Source organism: Burkholderia diffusa, assembly GCF_902499115.1.
GTDB classification, from domain to species: domain Bacteria; phylum Pseudomonadota; class Gammaproteobacteria; order Burkholderiales; family Burkholderiaceae; genus Burkholderia; species Burkholderia diffusa.
On record NZ_CABVPN010000029.1, the window covers coordinates 22,923 to 39,083 of the forward strand.

Consider the following 16,161-nt stretch of genomic DNA (forward strand, 5'->3'; position numbering starts at 1 on the left):
CATGTTGAAGAAGCAATTGTTTGCCGACCGACTTCTCGCGCAGATGCCGTCGCTTCGCGCGCTGCGGTGCTTCGTGACGGCGGCGCGCTATGAGAGCTTCACCCAGGCGGCCGAGGTGCTGTGCGTGACGCAGGCCGCGATCAGCCGGCAGATCAAGGAACTCGAGGATTCGCTCGACGTCGCGCTGTTCGAGCGCACCGGCCGGCACATCGCGCTGACGGATGCCGGACGGATTCTCTACAACGCGTCGTATCTGTCGATCATGAACATCGCCGAGGCGGCGGAGGCCGTGCGGCGCACCGACAAGCACGCGTTGATGGTCTGCGTGTCGCACACGTTCTCGGCGCTGTGGCTGTCGTCGCGGCTGCCCGCGTTTCGCGAGCAGTTTCCGAATATCCAGCTGCACGTGATCGTCACCGAACATTTCATGGAGCTCGACGGGCTCATCGAGCCCGACGTGATCATCACGAAGAACCCGCCGCGCGAGCCCGAGTTCGAATCCGAGCCGCTGTTTCATGACATCGTGTATCCAGTCTGCAGCCCGTCGTTTCACGAGCGGCATTTCCACGGCCGGTCGCTGAAGCCGCTGGACCTGCTGTCGAGCCCGACGTTGAACCTGTCGATGCTCGGCCGCGCGCAGGTGTGCGAGCACGTCGACTGGCGCGTGTGGCGCAACTGGTTTCAGCAGAGCGACGGCACCGATATGCTGAGTCAGAACAAGTATCTGGAAAGCAACGACTACCGGCTGCTCGTCGCGCAGGCCGAGGCCGGCGAGGGCACGCTGCTCGGCTGGCATCACCTCGTGCACCGGCAGATCGACCAGGGCATCCTGATGCGGCCGGTGCAGGACGTGCTGGTGTTTCGCGATCGCCATCACTACCTGATCACGCACCGGAATGCGCAGCCGCGCCCGGAGTATCGGATGTTCCGGGAGTGGCTGAGCGACGAGGTCGGCGTGATGATGCGCGGCTGGCTCGACACCGGCGTCGAGATCGCGGGCTAGCGCATCGGCTGCATCGCTCGATCGCGCTGTTCGACAAGGAAGTCTTTCCCGTTTGCTCTCCGGCGTGGCTGCGGCAGGACAGCGCGCTACGGACACGGCGTCGCGCTTGGCTGGGGGTGGTTCGTTCACGATCTGCTTGATACGGCGTCGATTTCAGAATTGAAACTTCGGTTCCATATTTGACGCGGTGCGGCGCCGGGCCTCGCGGCCGGTCACGGTACATCAACGCCGTCCGTTCCATTCTCGATGTGGCCTGCTTTTTGCATTACCGGAGCGACATGCTGGATGTCCGCTCGTTTGACGGATCTTTCCGGATAAACGGAAACGAACCCGACAGTTCGACGGACGCCCCCGCTTTTCAATCGTAAGGTGATGCAATGACTGACTACGACAAACGAAGCACCGTATCTGACGGCGACGCGCATTGCGATGCGCAGGAACGCCTGGCGGACGCCAATCGATCCGCATTGACGCCCGGATGGGTGGGCGCACGCCGCCTCGACACGAACTGGGCCTGGGCGAAAGGAACGTCAGGCTACGACTGGATGGATCACGCGCCGCTTTTCGATCCCCGCGATTGATCCTCCCGCGAGCGCAGGTCGTGCCACGGGCTCGCCGTGGTTAGACCGGCGACCGAACCGGCCGGCGAGCCGGTCCCTTATTTCCGGCTGGTCGGCTGGATGCTATTCGTCGTCGCGATGTCGATAGCGGCTGTCCGGCGATCTGGCGAACATGTCGACTGGCGAAAGCCGGGACGATGCAACCTCGAATGACCGACGCGAGAATCCGCACGCCGCCCAGCGAGGCAGGCGGGTGGAGGACGGTGCGTCGGCGAGCTCAATTCAACTCTTCACTATCCATGGCCGCCGTGACGCCCACCCCCATCCAGTCCATCCTGATCGCGAACCGCTCGGAAATCTCGATTCGCGTAATGCGTGCCGCCGCCGAACTGAACATGCGTACGGTGGCGGTCTATTCGAAGGAAGACCGGCTCGCGCTGCATCGCTTCAAGGCGGACGAGAGCTACCTGATCGGCGAGGGCAAGAAGCCGCTCGCCGCCTACCTCGACATCGACGACATCCTGCGTGTCGCGCGGCAGGCGAAGGTCGACGCGATTCACCCCGGTTACGGCTTCCTGTCCGAGAACCCGGACTTCGCGCAGGCCGTGATCGACGCCGGCATCCGCTGGATCGGCCCGTCGCCGGACGTGATGCGCACGCTCGGCAACAAGGTTGCCGCGCGCAATGCGGCGATCGCGGCCGGCGTGCCGGTGATGCCCGCGACCGCGCCGCTGCCGGGCGATCTCGACGCGTGCCGGGCGCTGGCCGCGGAGGTCGGCTATCCGCTGATGCTGAAGGCGAGCTGGGGCGGCGGTGGACGCGGGATGCGCGTACTGGAAAACGCTCAGGACCTCGAAACCCTGCTGCCTGTCGCGCGGCGCGAGGCGCTGGCCGCATTCGGCAACGACGAGGTGTACGTCGAGAAACTCGTGCGCAATGCGCGGCACGTCGAGGTGCAGGTGCTCGGCGATCTGCACGGCACGGTCGTCCATTTGTACGAGCGCGACTGCACGGTGCAGCGACGCAACCAGAAGGTCGTCGAACGCGCACCGGCGCCATATCTCGACGACGCGGGCCGGCAGGCGCTGTGCGAATCCGCGCTGCGCCTGATGCGCGCGGTCGGTTACACGCATGCGGGCACCGTCGAATTCCTGATGGATGCCGACACCGGCCGGTTCTACTTCATCGAGGTGAACCCGCGCATCCAGGTCGAGCACACGGTGACCGAGATGATCACCGGCATCGACATCGTGAAGGCGCAGATTCGCATCACGGAAGGCGCCCGTATTGGTCTTGCCGAGGACGCAACGGACGGCGACGGCGCGCTTGTCGCACGTGCGGCCGGCGTGCCGGAACAGCAGGCGATTCCGCTGAACGGCAACGCATTGCAATGCCGGATCACGACCGAGGATCCGGAGAACGACTTCCTGCCCGACTACGGGCGGCTCACGGCCTATCGCAGCGCGGCGGGCTTCGGCGTGCGCCTCGACGCCGGCACCGCCTATGGCGGCGCGGTGATCACGCCGTACTACGACTCGCTGCTCGTGAAGGTGACGACCTGGGCGCCGACGGCCGCCGAATCGATCCACCGGATGGATCGCGCGCTGCGCGAGTTCCGCATTCGCGGCGTCACGTCGAACCTGCAGTTCCTCGAGAACGTGATCAATCACCCGGCCTTCATCGCGGGCGACGTGACGACGCGCTTCATCGACAAGACGCCGGAGCTGCTCGCATTCGCGAAGCGCGGTGATCGCGCGACGAAGCTGCTGCGCTATCTCGGCGAGCTGAACGTGAACGGAAACGCCGAGATGAGCGGCCGCACGCTGCCGGCACTGCCGTTGCCGAAGCCGGTGTTGCCGAAGATCGATACGGCCGTGGCGATTCCTGCGGGCACGCGCGATCGCTTGCGTGAGCTTGGTCCCGAGAAATTCGCGCGCTGGATGCTCGACCAGAAGCAGGTGCTGCTGACCGACACGACGATGCGCGACGCGCACCAGTCGCTGTTCGCGACGCGCATGCGCACCGCCGACATGCTGCCGATCGCGCCGTTCTATGCGCGCGAGCTGTCGCAGCTGTTCTCGCTCGAATGCTGGGGCGGCGCGACGTTCGACGTCGCGCTGCGGTTCCTGAAGGAAGACCCGTGGGAGCGGCTCGCGCTGCTGCGCGAACGCGTGCCGAACATCCTGTTCCAGATGCTGCTGCGCGGCTCGAACGCGGTCGGCTATACGAACTACGCGGACAACGTCGTGCGCTTCTTCGTGCAGCAGGCCGCGAGTGCCGGCGTCGACGTGTTCCGCGTGTTCGATTCGCTGAACTGGGTGCGCAACATGCGCGTGGCGATCGATGCGGTGGGCGAGAGCGGGATGCTGTGCGAAGGCGCGATCTGCTACACCGGCGATCTGTTCGACACGTCGCGCTCGAAGTACGACCTCAAGTACTACGTCGGCATCGCGCGCGAACTGCAGCAGGCCGGCGTGCACGTGCTCGGCATCAAGGACATGGCCGGCATCTGCCGCCCGCAGGCGGTCGCGACGCTCGTGAAGGCGCTCAAGGAGGAAACCGGGCTGCCCGTGCATTTCCATACGCACGACACGAGCGGCATCGCCGCGGCGTCGGTGCTTGCGGCAGTCGGTGCGGGCTGCGATGCGGTTGACGGCGCGCTCGACGCGATGAGCGGGCTCACGTCGCAGCCGAACCTGTCGAGCATCGCGGCGGCGCTGGCCGGCGGCGAACGCGATCCGGGGCTGGATCAGGACCGTCTGCACGAAGCGTCGATGTACTGGGAAGGCGTGCGCCGGTATTACGCGCCATTCGAATCCGAGATCCGCGCGGGCACGGCTGACGTCTACCGTCACCAGATGCCCGGCGGCCAGTACACGAACCTGCGCGAGCAGGCGCGCTCGCTCGGCATCGATCATCGCTGGACCGAGGTATCGCGCGCGTATGCGGACGTGAACCGGCTGTTCGGCGACATCGTCAAGGTCACGCCGACGTCGAAGGTGGTCGGCGACATGGCGCTGATGATGGTCGCGAACGACCTGAGCGTGGACGACGTGCGCAATCCGGACAAGGACATCGCGTTCCCGGAATCGGTCGTATCGCTGTTCAAGGGCGAGCTGGGCTTCCCGCCCGACGGCTTCCCGGCCGAACTGTCGCGCAAGGTGCTCAAGAGCGAGCCGCCGGCACCGTATCGTCCCGGCGACCAGATTCCGCCGGTCGACCTCGACACGGTACGCAAGCAGGCCGAGGCTGCGTGCGAGCAGCCGCTCGACGACCGGCAACTCGCGTCCTACCTGATGTATCCGAAACAGACGGTCGACTATTACGCGCACGTTCGCGCGTACAGCGACACGTCGGTCGTGCCGACGTCCGCGTTCCTGTACGGCCTGCAGCCACAGGAGGAAGTGGCGATCGACATCGAGCCGGGCAAGACGCTGCTCGTATCGCTGCAGGGCCAGCATGCCGATGCGCAGGACGGCATCGTGAAGGTGCTGTTCGAGCTGAACGGCCAGTCGCGTTCCGCGCTGGTCGAGCAGAAGAGCGTCGTGCAGGCGGGCAAGGAGCGCCATGGTCTGCAGCGTGCCGATCCGGCGAATCCGATGCATGTTGCCGCGCCGATGCCGGGCTCGGTCGTGACGGTGGCGGTGCAGCCGGGCCAGCGCGTGGCGGCCGGCACCACGCTGATCGCGCTTGAGGCGATGAAGATGGAAACACACATCGCGGCGGAGCGCGACTGCGAGATCGCGGCCGTGCATGTGAAGCCGGGCGAACGGGTGGCGGCGAAGGATCTGCTGATCGAGTTGAAAGACCCGACACAATGAGGGTTGCCGCGATCGGTCGTGTGTGGTGACCGGGCATGGCATCGCAATCGGCACACCGCCTGCTCGGGGGGCGTGCCGAACTGTTCGGCGACGGCTGCCTGCGCGTCGTTACGCGCCGACGCGCAGGCAGCCGGCCCGCCATCGGTCAGTACACCGCGTCGCTGCCCCCCTGATCGGTCACGATCGCAACACCCGAACTCGTGCCGAGCCGCGTCGCGCCGGCCTCGATCATCGCGAGCGCGGTCGCGCGGTCGCGTACGCCGCCCGACGCCTTCACGCCGAGCACGGGGCCGACCGTGCGGCGCATCAGCGCGACATCCGCGAGCGTCGCGCCGCCGTGGCCGAAGCCGGTCGACGTCTTCACGAACGCGACGCCGAGGTCGCGGCACATCTCGCACACGCGCACCTTCTCGTCGTCGGTCAGCAGCCCCGTTTCAAGAATCACCTTGAGCGGCACCGTGCCGCAGGCGCGGTGCACGGCGTCGATATCGGCCTTCACGTCGTCGGCGCGGCCGCTCTTCAGCGCGCCGAGGTTGATCACCATGTCGATCTCGCGCGCGCCCGCCGCGATCGCGGCCGACGCCTCGAACGCCTTCGCGGCGGACAGGCCCGCGCCGAGCGGGAAGCCGACCACCGCACACACAAGCACGCCGGTGTCGGCCAGCTCGCGCGCGGCGAGCGGCACGTTCGCCGAATTCACGCAGACCGAGTAAAAGCGATGCTCGGCCGCCTGGCGGCAGAGTTCGCGGATCTGTGCGTCGCTCGCGTCGGGCGCGAGCAGCGTGTGATCGATGGTTTGAGCGAGTTGGGCGTTGGAAAGCGGCATGTTTCAGGACTCCACGGATCGTGTGCGGGAAGGGCACACGTAAAGTTGATGTTTTCACATCGGTTTGTTACAAATACGACATTCCGGCCGGGCCCGCGCGCCCGGCATGACAAGCGACGGATGCGACGGGTACGCAGGATACTGGCATGGAAACGAAGAAGGGCGAACGGATCAAGACGCTGATGAACGTGCTGCAAGGGCAGAACGCGATTCATCTGAGGGAAGTCGCCGAACTGTTCGGCGTGTCGGAAATGACGATCCGACGCGACCTCGCGGACAATCCGCACGGCCTCAGCCTGATCGGCGGCTACGTGACGCGCCACTTCGCCGCGCAGCGCAGCGACATCGGCGAGTACGTCGTCAGCGCCGAGAACAACCGGCAGACCGAGGAGAAACGCCGCATTGGCAAGCTGGCCGCGCAGTTCGTGACGACCGGCGACACGATCTTCGTCGACTGCGGCTCGACCACGCCGTTCATCGTCGACTTCATCCCCGACGACCTCGAATTCACCGCCGTCTGCAATTCGCTGAACGTGTTCGCGAAGCTGCAGCAGAAACCGCATTGCAGCGTGATCCTGTGCGGCGGCGTGTATCACCGCAAGAACATGGTGTTCGAGTCGGTGGCCGAGACGGGCATCCTCGACACGGTGCGCGTGTCGAAGGCGTTCATCTCCGCGGCCGGCGTGAGCGACCGCTGCGGCGTCACGTGCTTCAACTTCCACGAAGTCGACGCGAAGAAGAAAGTGATGGAACGCGCGCAGAACCGCTTCCTGCTCGTCGACCACACGAAGTTCGACGAAGTGCGCGCGGCCTATTTCGCCGAGCTGACCGACTTCAACTACGTGATCTCGGACGGGCAGCTGAGCCGCCGGTACGAAACGACGATCCGCGAACACGGGATCGCGCTCGTGACCTGATGCAGCATGGCGGCGCAGTTCGATCTCGCCTCGCATCGTCAGGCTCCTGACGTGTTGCGCGCAGCGGCATAGCGCGCGGGCGCGTTGCCGTCGGCGGCTGCGTCGGGCATCGCCGCCGGCTGGTGCCGCAGGCAGTAGAAGCCGTAGTAGACGATCACGACGAAGCACGCGAGCGGCACGACGAATGCGAGCTGCATGTTGCCGCCCGTGTGATCGGAGATCAGCCCCTGGATCAGCGGTACGACCGCGCCGCCGACGATGCTCATCACGAGGATCGAGCCGCCGTATTCGGTATCCTTGCCGAGCCCGTCGATCGTGAGGCCATAGATCGTCGGCCAGCACGGGCCGAGGAACACGCTCACGCCCACGGCTGCATAGACGGCCGTGATGTTGTGCACGCTGATCGTGTACGCGAGCAGCACGATGCACAGGATGCCGTAGACGATCAGCACCTTGGCCGGGCCGACGCGCTTCATCACGAGCGTCGCGATCAGCTTGCCGACGAAGAACGCGAAGAACGTCGCGAGCAGGTAGCGCGACGCGCCGCGCTCGGTGAGGCCGCCGATCTGCATCGCGAGCCGGATGGTGAAGCTCCAGACGCCCACTTGTGCACCGACGTACAGGAACTGCGCGACGATCCCCGCGACGAAGCGCCGGTTGCCGAACAGGCGCGCCAGCGTGCCGCGCGCGTCGATCCGGTGCGTGGCCACGCCGGGGCCGTTGCCCTTGCAGGCCGGGTAGGGCGTGAGCGCAAACACGACGAACACGCCCGCGAGCACGACGATCAGCCACTTGTACGGCTCGAGCGTGGCCTGGATCATCGCGAGCTGGTGGACGTGGGCTTCGGCCGCCGACATCGCGGCGAGCTGCGCATGCGACGCATCGCCCTCCTTGAAGATCAGGAAGCTGCCCATGTACACGCCGGCCATCGCGCCGAACGGATAGAACGTCTGCGAGATGTTCAGCCGCCGCGTGCTGGTTTCGCGCGGGCCCATCAGTGTCGAATACGAGTTCGACGCCGTTTCGAGGAACGACAGGCCCGCCGCGATCACGAACAGCGCGACGAGGAACATCCCGTACTTCGCCATCGACGCGGCCGGGAAGAACAGCAGGCAGCCGGTCGTGTACAGCAGCAGGCCGACGAGGATCGTCGTCTTGTAGCTGAACTTCTTCACGACGGTCGCGGCCGGAATCGCGAGAAAGAAGTAGCCGAGATAGAACGCGGACTGCACGAACGCCGATTCGAAATCGGACAGGAAGAACGATTTCTTGAACTGCGCGATCAGCACGTCGTTCAGGTTCGCGGCGGTGCCCCACAGCGCGAACAGGCAGCACAGCAGCGTGAACGCGAAGAGCGGCGTGCGGTTCAGGTAATAGCCGTCGGGGGCGTGTTCGATTCTGGTACGGGCCATGGGTGTCTCCTTCCCGGTGTCTCGTCGATGAAGGCGCCGTTCAGATGCCGGCGTCGCGGAGGAAGCGTTCGAACGTCGCGGCGTCGGCGTACGACTTCTGCGTGCCGAGGCCCATGACCGAATGCGCGGCGTAGGCCGACGCGTAGCGCATCGCGTCGATCGCATCGCGCTTCGCCGCGTAGCAGCGCGCGAAGCAGCCGATGTACGCGTCGCCGGCGCCCGTCGTGTCGCGCGCATCGACCTGTACGCCCGGCACGTGCCGCGCGCCGTCGCGTGACGCGAACAGCGAGCCGTCGCTGCCGAGCGTGACGAGCACGTGCTTGAGCCCGCGCGCGATCAGCGATTCGGCGGCGCGGGTGGCGCTCGCGCGCGAATCGACCGGCATGCCCGACACGATCGCGAGTTCGGTCTCGTTAGGCACAAAGAATTCGACGGACCGGATCCGCTCGAAATCAAGATCGGCCACGGCGGGTGCGGGGTTCAGCAGCACGGGAATGCCGTGCCGGGCACCGAATTCGATCGCGTGATAGACGGTGTCGAGCTCGATCTCGAGCTGCAGCACGATCAGCGCGCATTCGACGAGCTGCGGCGCGGCCGCGTCGATGTCGGCGGGCGTCAGGTGGCGGTTCGCGCCCTTGACGATCAGGATGCTGTTGCTCGAATCGGGTTCGACGAAGATCGGCGCGACGCCGCTCGGCACGCCGGCGACCTTGCGCACGTGCGTGGTGTCGATGCCCTCGCGCTCGAAGTTGCGGATCGTGTTGTCGGCGAACACGTCGTCGCCGACCTTCGTGACCATCACGACACGCGCGCCGAGGCGCGCGGCCGCGACGGCCTGGTTCGCGCCCTTGCCGCCGCAGCCGAGCTCGAAGTTCGGCGCCTCGAGCGTTTCGCCCCGGGCGGGTATGCGCGTGACGTAGGTCACGAGATCGACCATGTTGCTGCCGATGACGGCGATTGTCTCCATCTGCGTCTCTTCCTTGGAATGGGGGGGCGTATGCGATCGACGGCGGCCACCACGGATGAGAATAAAATCACAATAAATGTGATAATGCAATCGTATGGTGTTATGTGGATCACTATATGGGATCGGCCCGGGTGCGCCTGGTACTGGGCGCACCAGACGCAGGACATCCGGGGCGTGACTGCGCTCATCCTGAAGTCGCTGGCGGGTCTCTGGTGCGCGACGCCGCACGCGGCGAGCGTGCGCGTCCCGACCAGATTCGCGCACCGAGCATCGGGCCCGCGAAGGTCACACGTGCGGCTCGCGGCTCAGCCAGTCAATGCGACGACACGAACACCGCATCGTCGAATGGCGCCGGAATCGCGAACTGCGCGCGCATGCGCTTCGTCTCCTGCGCGGGCGTCAGGCCGAACAGCCGCTTGAATTCCCGGCTGAACTGCGACGCGCTCGCATACCCGACCGCATGGCCGGCCGCCTCCGCAGTCAGGTCCTGGCGCACCATCAACAGGCGCGCCTGATGCAGCCGCGTCGACTTCAGGTACTGCATCGGCGACACCTGCGTGATCGCCTTGAAGTGGCTGTGGAAGCTCGGCACGCTCATGCCGGCTTCCCCGGCCAGTTGCGTCACGTCGAGCGACTTCGCGTAGTCGGCGTGGATCATGCGCAGCGAACGGCCGATCCGGCCGAACTGTCCACGCATCGCCAGCGCGCTCCGCATTGCGCCGCCCTGCGCGCTGGTGAGCACGCGGAAATACAGTTCGCGCAGCAACCCGGGGCCGAGCACCGCCGCTTCGAGCGGGCGGTGCATCGCCTCGACGAACCGCAGCACGGTCGCGTGCATCGCATCGTCCATCGGCGTCGACATCATGCTTTTCGGCGCTTGCACGGGTTCGGCGATTCCCTCGCGATCGATCTGCGCGGCCAACTCGGCGGCCATCGGGAAATCGAGGTGCAGATACAGCGCGAGCAGCGGGCGATCCGCCGTTGCGTCGGTTTCCATGCTGAACGGCACGGGCACCGATACGGCCAGGTAGTGGTCCTCGTCGTACAGATAGCGTTCGCCGCCGAAATAGCCGCGCTTGCTGCCCTGGCACACGATCACGATGCCCGGGTCGTAGAGCACCGGCATGCGCGATAGCGCGCGGTTCGAACGCAGGATGCGCACGCTCGGTAGCGCGGTCAGGTTGTAGCCTTCGTCCGGCGCCAACGCATGCAGCAACGCGATCAGGCGTTTGCGACCGCGCGCGGGCAGCGACCGCGAGCGGGACGAGGAGGAGGCAGCGTTCATAGTTTCAGGCAAGAAATTCAGCGGAATCGGGCTTATTCGACCTGGTTCGTCAGACTAGCATGCATGCTTCGATCGACATTCGGGAGAAGCTCACATGGCATCCGGCAACATCATGCTCATCACCGGCGTCAGCAGCGGCTTCGGCCGTGCGCTCGCGCAAGCGGCGCTGGCCGCGGGTCATACGGTGGTCGGCACCGTGAGAAGCGAAGCGGCAAAACGGGCGTTCGAGGCGCTGTCCCCGCGTGCGGCCATCGGGCGCGTGCTCGACGTGACCGACTTCGAGCGCATCGACGGCGTCGTCGCGGAAATCGAGTCGAGCGTCGGGCCCGTCGACGTGCTGGTGAACAATGCCGGTTATGGACACGAAGGCATCGTGGAGGAGTCGCCGCTGTCGGAGATGCGCCGACAGTTCGACGTGAACGTATTCGGCGCCGTCGCGATGTTGAAGGCCGTCGTGCCGTTCATGCGCGAACGCCGGCGCGGCCGCATCCTGAACATCACGTCGATGGGCGGCCACATCACGATGCCGGGCATCGCCTATTACTGCGGCAGCAAGTTCGCGCTGGAAGGGATTTCGGAGACGCTCGGCAAGGAGCTCGAGCCGTTTGGCATCGCGGTGACTGCCGTGGCGCCGGGCTCGTTCCGTACCGACTGGGCGGGCCGTTCGATGACGCGAACGCCGCGTTCGATCGCCGATTACGACGCGCTCTTCGATCCGATCCGCCAGGCGCGCGAGGAGAAAAACGGCCGCCAGTCGGGCGATCCCGCGAAGGCGGCGCGCGCGATGCTTGCTGTCATCGCGGCGGACCATCCGCCGGCCCATCTGTTGCTCGGCAGCGATGCGCTTCGGCTCGTGCGCGCCAAATGGTCGGCGCTGGAAGACGAAATTCGCACGTGGGAGGCGGTGACCGTGTCGACGGACGGTTGACGCGCGATCGGTCGTGCGTGACGCGTCACACGGTGAGTACCAGGGTGCCGATGCACGGCGCGACGTAATTGGCTTCATGACACGGTCGCGGTTTTCCGCTACAACACTGAGGTGCTGCGTCGACCGACGCGGTGTGCCACCGCGCCGCAGCTCGTCACCGACACCCGCCCGGGTGGCCGGCCGGCACGTATGTTCACTTACCTCAAAGGAGCCTGCAGCCATGCCGTACATCACCACGAAGGACAACGTCGACATCTTCTACAAGGACTGGGGCCCGAAGGACGCGCAGCCGATCATGTTCCACCATGGCTGGCCGCTGTCTTCCGACGACTGGGATGCGCAGTTGCTGTTCTTCGTTCAGAAGGGTTATCGCGTGGTTGCACACGATCGCCGCGGCCACGGCCGGTCGGCGCAGGTTTCCGACGGCCACGACATGGATCACTACGCGGCGGACGCGTTCGCGGTGGCCGAAGCGCTCGACCTGCGCAACGCGGTTCATATCGGTCACTCGACCGGCGGCGGCGAAGTCGCACGCTACGTGGCCCGCCACGGCGAGCCGGCCGGACGTGTCGCGAAGGCGGTGCTGGTCAGCGCGGTGCCGCCGCTGATGCTGAAGACGGACGCGAACCCGGAAGGCCTGCCGCTCGAGGTCTTCGACGGCTTCCGCAAGGCGCTCGCCGACAACCGCGCGCAGTTCTTCCTGGACGTGCCGTCGGGCCCGTTCTACGGCTTCAACCGGCCGGGCGCGGTGGTGCACCAAGGCGTGATCCAGAACTGGTGGCGTCAGGGCATGATCGGCAGCGCGAAGGCGCACTATGAAGGCATCAAGGCGTTCTCGGAAACGGACCAGACCGAAGACCTGCGGTCGATCTCGGTGCCGACGCTCGTGCTGCACGGCGAAGACGATCAGATCGTGCCGATCGCGGACTCGGCGCTGAAGTCGGTCAAGCTGCTGAAGAACGGCACGCTGAAGACGTATCCGGGCTATTCGCACGGGATGCTGACGGTCAATGCGGACGTGCTGAACGCCGATCTGCTCGCCTTCATCCAGTCGTAACGCTATCGGCGCATGCCCGCTTTCGCGGGCTGCGCCGCGCCGACCGGTCACGCCGGTCGCCTCGGCGCCGATTTGATTCGGTGTCCTGTGCGTTTCGCGGAGCGGGGACACCGCGTCGACTTGAGTCTGCGCGGTGTCGTCTTGCCGCTGAACCGGTGCGTCGGCGGCAACGCGCGTGCAGCCGGGTCGCGCCGCGCGCGTCACACGTCACGCATTGTTTGCGGCGCTGTCGCCGACATCGCCTTCGATCGCGGCCATCAGATCGTCGACGCTCACCATCAACGCTCGAACCTGCCGCAGCGATTCGTACTGATGCAGCACTGCGCGCCATGACGGCAGTTCCAGCAACGCTTGCCATACGGCGCCGAGGCCGTGCGGATCGGCATCCGCGTGCTGCGCCAGCGCGCTCGCGTATTCAAGGCTCGCCGGCGCCGACAGCAACTGCATCCGGCTTGCGGCCCCCAGCAGGCGCGGCGCGGGGTCTGCCGATGCATCGCAGCAGTACAACACCTCGCGTTGCAGTGACGCGTCGTCGATCGTCAGTGCGTGCAGCGACGCACCGTGCAGGCGTACCGCGCCTTCGCGTGTTTCGAACGCATAGACGGTGTCCGGATCGGCTTGTGCGAGCAGGCTCAGGCCGCGCAGCAGGCGCGGCAGGTCGGTGGTCGCGGCATCCGCGGACGCTTTCGCTTCGACGAGAAACAGGACGTGCCACGCGGCCGACGGATCGTCGCCGCGCGCGCGCTCGAGCAGCACCGCATCCCACTCGGTTTTCGCGCGGTCGTGTTTGCCGGGTATCGAGGCCGGCACGCGCATCGACGTGACCACGCGATACGTGCGGTGCGCGTCGCTCGCATCGAGCTGCGCGGCCAGGGCGTCGAGCGCCTGCGCGGCCAGCGCTTCGACGGCCGCGCCCCGCTGTTGCGACGTGACGCCTTGCGCGACGGCGAGCGCGCTGCCTTCGAGCGGACCCTGGCGGCTCCACAGCGTGCGGTACCGCTGGACGTCCGGATCCGGCAACAATGCGTCGAGACGCTGCAGTCGGGCAAGCGCGGCGCTGTCCTTCAGTTTGGCGATGTCCTGTTCGAACGCGGTGTCGGCCGCCGTCTCCGGTTGCGCGAGCAAGTGGCGCAGTGTGGCATCGAGATCGTCCCACGACGCGCCCGCCGCGGCCGCATGCAGCCGTGCGAGCGGCTCGCGTTGCCATGCCTGCGCGCGCCGTTCGAGCCGGGCCGGATGCGCGATCGTGTTGACGGCCGAACGCAGCGTGCGCCGATCCTGCTCGGCATGCGAGGCGAGCGATGCGTATTCGCGCACGGCCGGGGCACCATGTCGAAGCACCGCGGCCTGGAATGCGGGGTCGCCGGACCGTGCGTCCATCGCGTCGCCGATCATCCGCGCGAGCGCGTCGATGAACCGGCGTTGCAATGCCGGGGCGGGCGTGAGGCCGTCGGCGTGCATCCGGCGCGCTTCCTCGATCACGATGGCGATGATGGCGGCCGGGTTCGCGGCATCGGTCAGCGACGACGCACGCACGAACGGCGGCAGCCGGTAGCGGCGATCGACTGTGCTCAGGACTTCGTCCAGCAGGGCAGGCAACGGTGTCGGCGGCATGGCGAGTGACGGGAGGGGCACGCGGTTCGTGCGTGACGGGCGATGTGCAACGGTATCACGCAGTGCCGACATGCTGCATCGTGTGCCACGGCGAAGCCGCCGTTCGCGTGGCGCGGGCCGTGCCCGACGTGCGTTACGCGTGGAGCGCTTCGATCTGCTTGCGTGCGTTCGCCAGCCCCGCTTCGAAGCCGTGCGGCCTCATGTCGAGGCCTTCCGCGTAGACGAACCGGACTTGATGGATGCCCATCAGGCCCAGCACGGCACGCAGGTACGGCGTGACGGCGTCGGTCGGCTGCCCGACGTGCACGCCGCCGCGCGAACTGAACACGATCGCGTCGACGCCTTCGACGAGCCCCATCGGATAGGTGTCCGTGTAGCGGAACGTCACGCGTGCGCGTGCCACCAGGTCGAACCAGTTCTTCAGCTGGGTCGGCACGTTCAGGTTGTACATCGGTGCGCCGATCAGCAGCAGGTCGCTGCCCTTCAGTTCGGCGACGAGCTCGTCGGACAGCGCGACCGCCTGCCGCGCACGCTCGCCCGGATTCTCCGCGCCGCGCAGCGCATGGAACAGTTCGCCGTCGAGCACCGGCAGGTCGAGATCGACGAGATCGCGCACGACCACGTCGTCCGCGTGCCCGCTGGCCTTGCGTTGCGCGAGGAATGCGTCGATCAGCGCGTTGGTTTGCGACTGGTCGCGGTTGATGCTGGACTTGAGTACGAGAATGCGGGCCATCGGGATCTCTCCGTTCATATATGAACAACGGAGCCGATCGTATCATCCACTTTTTGTCTCAAAAAGCGATAAGATTTCCCGTCAATGTAGACTTTATCGATCCAATTGCATGCGAAACAACCTCAACGGCATCGCCGTGTTCGTTGCTGCGGCGGAAGCCGACAACTTCGCGCAGGCCGCCGAGACGCTGCACATCACGCGTTCTGCGGTCGGCAAGAGCATCGCGCGACTCGAGGCGCGGCTGGGCGTCGTGCTATTCCAGCGCACGACGCGCAGCCAGAGCCTGACGGACGAGGGCGCGTTGTTCTATGAATACTGCCTGCGCGCGGTGGAGGAGATCGACGCGGGGGAGGCGCTGCTCGAAAGCGGCAAATGGCAGATGAAGGGGCGGCTGCGCGTGTCGATGCCGGCGCTGTTCGGGCATCTGTGCGTCGCGCCGATCCTGATCGGGCTGGCGCGCGACCATCCCGAACTCGATCTCGACCTGTCGTTCAGCGACCGGACGATCGACCTCGTCGAGGAGCGCGTCGATCTGGCGGTGCGGGTCGGTGCGCTGCCCGACAGCAGCGGCCTCGTCGCGCGTGCGCTCGGCGAGCACAAGATGGCCTTTTGTGCGTCACCGGCGTATCTGGCACGCTGCGGCGAACCCGCGACCGTCGACGCGCTCGCGCAGCACAAGGCGCTGGCCTATACGCGTTACGGTCAGATGCATCGCTGGCAAGTGGTCGTCGATGGCCGGACGGAGGAGTTGCAACCGGCGGCCCGTCTGCTCTCCGACGACTTGCGCGCGGTGCTGGACGCGGCTGTCGCGGGGCTCGGTGTCGCGTGGCTGCCTTACTGGCTGGTGCGCGACGAGATTCGCCGCGGCGCGTTGCGCGAGCTGCTGCCGGATCAGCCGGGCGTGACCTATGCGATCCACGCGGTGTGGCCGCATACGTCGCACCTGCCGCTGAAGGTGCGCGCGGCCGTCGATGCGCTCGTGAACCAGCTGCCGGCGCGACTGGCCGAGGTGGAGGCGCAGGCGTAGCGTGCGGCGAG

General features: G+C 66.5%; 13 protein-coding genes. 7 read left to right on the forward strand and 6 right to left on the reverse strand.

The annotated features are described in order from the left end of the window. Position 1 precedes the first annotated feature (1 nt). The 3 genes from BTE28158_RS26005 (at position 2) to BTE28158_RS26015 (ending at position 5,384) form a co-directional block, all read left to right on the forward strand. A complete protein-coding gene (locus BTE28158_RS26005) occupies positions 2-1,003 on the forward strand; it encodes a LysR substrate-binding domain-containing protein (protein ID WP_151048098.1) in 1,002 nt (333 codons plus the stop codon). Between the two features lie 377 nt (positions 1,004-1,380). Next, positions 1,381-1,584 (forward strand): hypothetical protein, encoded by a 204-nt coding sequence (locus BTE28158_RS26010; protein ID WP_124625551.1) that lies wholly within the window; start codon positions 1,381-1,383, stop codon positions 1,582-1,584. A 278-nt stretch (positions 1,585-1,862) separates the two neighbouring features. Further along, the gene (locus BTE28158_RS26015; protein WP_151048099.1) at positions 1,863-5,384 is read left to right on the forward strand and encodes a pyruvate carboxylase; all 3,522 of its coding nucleotides are present in this window, start codon (positions 1,863-1,865) and stop codon (positions 5,382-5,384) included. Between the two features lie 145 nt (positions 5,385-5,529). Here the strand turns inward: BTE28158_RS26015 and deoC are convergent, their stop codons facing one another. After that, positions 5,530-6,210 carry a deoxyribose-phosphate aldolase gene (gene deoC, locus BTE28158_RS26020; RefSeq protein ID WP_151048100.1) on the reverse strand — a complete coding sequence of 227 codons (681 nt, stop codon included), beginning with the start codon at positions 6,208-6,210 and terminating at the stop codon, positions 5,530-5,532. Positions 6,211-6,356: 146 nt separating this feature from the next. On the opposite strand from deoC, the gene deoR reads away from it, so the two are divergent. Further along, positions 6,357-7,127 (forward strand): DNA-binding transcriptional repressor DeoR, encoded by a 771-nt coding sequence (deoR, locus tag BTE28158_RS26025; RefSeq protein ID WP_124625545.1) that lies wholly within the window; start codon positions 6,357-6,359, stop codon positions 7,125-7,127. Positions 7,128-7,165: 38 nt separating this feature from the next. On the opposite strand, the gene fucP is transcribed toward deoR, so the two are convergent. The 3 genes from fucP to BTE28158_RS26040 form a co-directional block, all read right to left on the reverse strand. Then, positions 7,166-8,539 (reverse strand): L-fucose:H+ symporter permease, encoded by a 1,374-nt coding sequence (fucP, locus tag BTE28158_RS26030; protein ID WP_151048101.1) that lies wholly within the window; start codon positions 8,537-8,539, stop codon positions 7,166-7,168. A gap of 40 nt (positions 8,540-8,579) precedes the next feature. Next, positions 8,580-9,506: a ribokinase gene (gene rbsK / locus BTE28158_RS26035; RefSeq protein ID WP_151048102.1), complete on the reverse strand. Its 927-nt coding sequence runs from the start codon at positions 9,504-9,506 to the stop codon at positions 8,580-8,582. Positions 9,507-9,819: 313 nt separating this feature from the next. Continuing rightward, positions 9,820-10,791: an AraC family transcriptional regulator gene (locus BTE28158_RS26040; protein ID WP_151048104.1), complete on the reverse strand. Its 972-nt coding sequence runs from the start codon at positions 10,789-10,791 to the stop codon at positions 9,820-9,822. Positions 10,792-10,885: 94 nt separating this feature from the next. On the opposite strand from BTE28158_RS26040, the gene BTE28158_RS26045 reads away from it, so the two are divergent. Then, on the forward strand, positions 10,886-11,719 hold the full coding sequence (locus BTE28158_RS26045) for an oxidoreductase (protein WP_151048105.1): 834 nt from the start codon (positions 10,886-10,888) through the stop codon (positions 11,717-11,719). Positions 11,720-11,939: 220 nt separating this feature from the next. Further along, positions 11,940-12,776, forward strand: coding sequence for an alpha/beta fold hydrolase (locus BTE28158_RS26050; protein ID WP_059605832.1), 837 nt, complete (start codon positions 11,940-11,942; stop codon positions 12,774-12,776). Positions 12,777-12,983: 207 nt separating this feature from the next. Here the strand turns inward: BTE28158_RS26050 and BTE28158_RS26055 are convergent, their stop codons facing one another. Together BTE28158_RS26055 and BTE28158_RS26060 are read right to left on the reverse strand one after the other, a co-directional pair. Then, entirely contained in the window at positions 12,984-14,390 is a 1,407-nt protein-coding gene (locus BTE28158_RS26055; RefSeq protein ID WP_151048124.1) for a 3-deoxy-D-arabino-heptulosonate 7-phosphate synthase, read from the reverse strand. Positions 14,391-14,523: 133 nt separating this feature from the next. Continuing rightward, positions 14,524-15,123 (reverse strand): NAD(P)H-dependent oxidoreductase, encoded by a 600-nt coding sequence (locus BTE28158_RS26060; protein WP_151048106.1) that lies wholly within the window; start codon positions 15,121-15,123, stop codon positions 14,524-14,526. A gap of 109 nt (positions 15,124-15,232) precedes the next feature. Between BTE28158_RS26060 and BTE28158_RS26065 the strand changes: the two genes are divergently transcribed. Next, entirely contained in the window at positions 15,233-16,150 is a 918-nt protein-coding gene (locus BTE28158_RS26065) for a LysR family transcriptional regulator (protein WP_151048107.1), read from the forward strand. The last annotated feature ends 11 nt before the right edge of the window (positions 16,151-16,161 follow it).

Coding starts and splice junctions, on each gene's coding strand:
- BTE28158_RS26005 (WP_151048098.1), top strand. CDS start 2: ATGTTGAAGAAGCAATTGTTTGCCGACCGACTTCTCGCGCAGATGCCG.
- BTE28158_RS26010 (WP_124625551.1), top strand. CDS start 1,381: ATGACTGACTACGACAAACGAAGCACCGTATCTGACGGCGACGCGCAT.
- BTE28158_RS26015 (WP_151048099.1), top strand. CDS start 1,863: ATGGCCGCCGTGACGCCCACCCCCATCCAGTCCATCCTGATCGCGAAC.
- deoC (WP_151048100.1), bottom strand. CDS start 6,210: ATGCCGCTTTCCAACGCCCAACTCGCTCAAACCATCGATCACACGCTG.
- deoR (WP_124625545.1), top strand. CDS start 6,357: ATGGAAACGAAGAAGGGCGAACGGATCAAGACGCTGATGAACGTGCTG.
- fucP (WP_151048101.1), bottom strand. CDS start 8,539: ATGGCCCGTACCAGAATCGAACACGCCCCCGACGGCTATTACCTGAAC.
- rbsK (WP_151048102.1), bottom strand. CDS start 9,506: ATGGAGACAATCGCCGTCATCGGCAGCAACATGGTCGATCTCGTGACC.
- BTE28158_RS26040 (WP_151048104.1), bottom strand. CDS start 10,791: ATGAACGCTGCCTCCTCCTCGTCCCGCTCGCGGTCGCTGCCCGCGCGC.
- BTE28158_RS26045 (WP_151048105.1), top strand. CDS start 10,886: ATGGCATCCGGCAACATCATGCTCATCACCGGCGTCAGCAGCGGCTTC.
- BTE28158_RS26050 (WP_059605832.1), top strand. CDS start 11,940: ATGCCGTACATCACCACGAAGGACAACGTCGACATCTTCTACAAGGAC.
- BTE28158_RS26055 (WP_151048124.1), bottom strand. CDS start 14,390: ATGCCGCCGACACCGTTGCCTGCCCTGCTGGACGAAGTCCTGAGCACA.
- BTE28158_RS26060 (WP_151048106.1), bottom strand. CDS start 15,123: ATGGCCCGCATTCTCGTACTCAAGTCCAGCATCAACCGCGACCAGTCG.
- BTE28158_RS26065 (WP_151048107.1), top strand. CDS start 15,233: ATGCGAAACAACCTCAACGGCATCGCCGTGTTCGTTGCTGCGGCGGAA.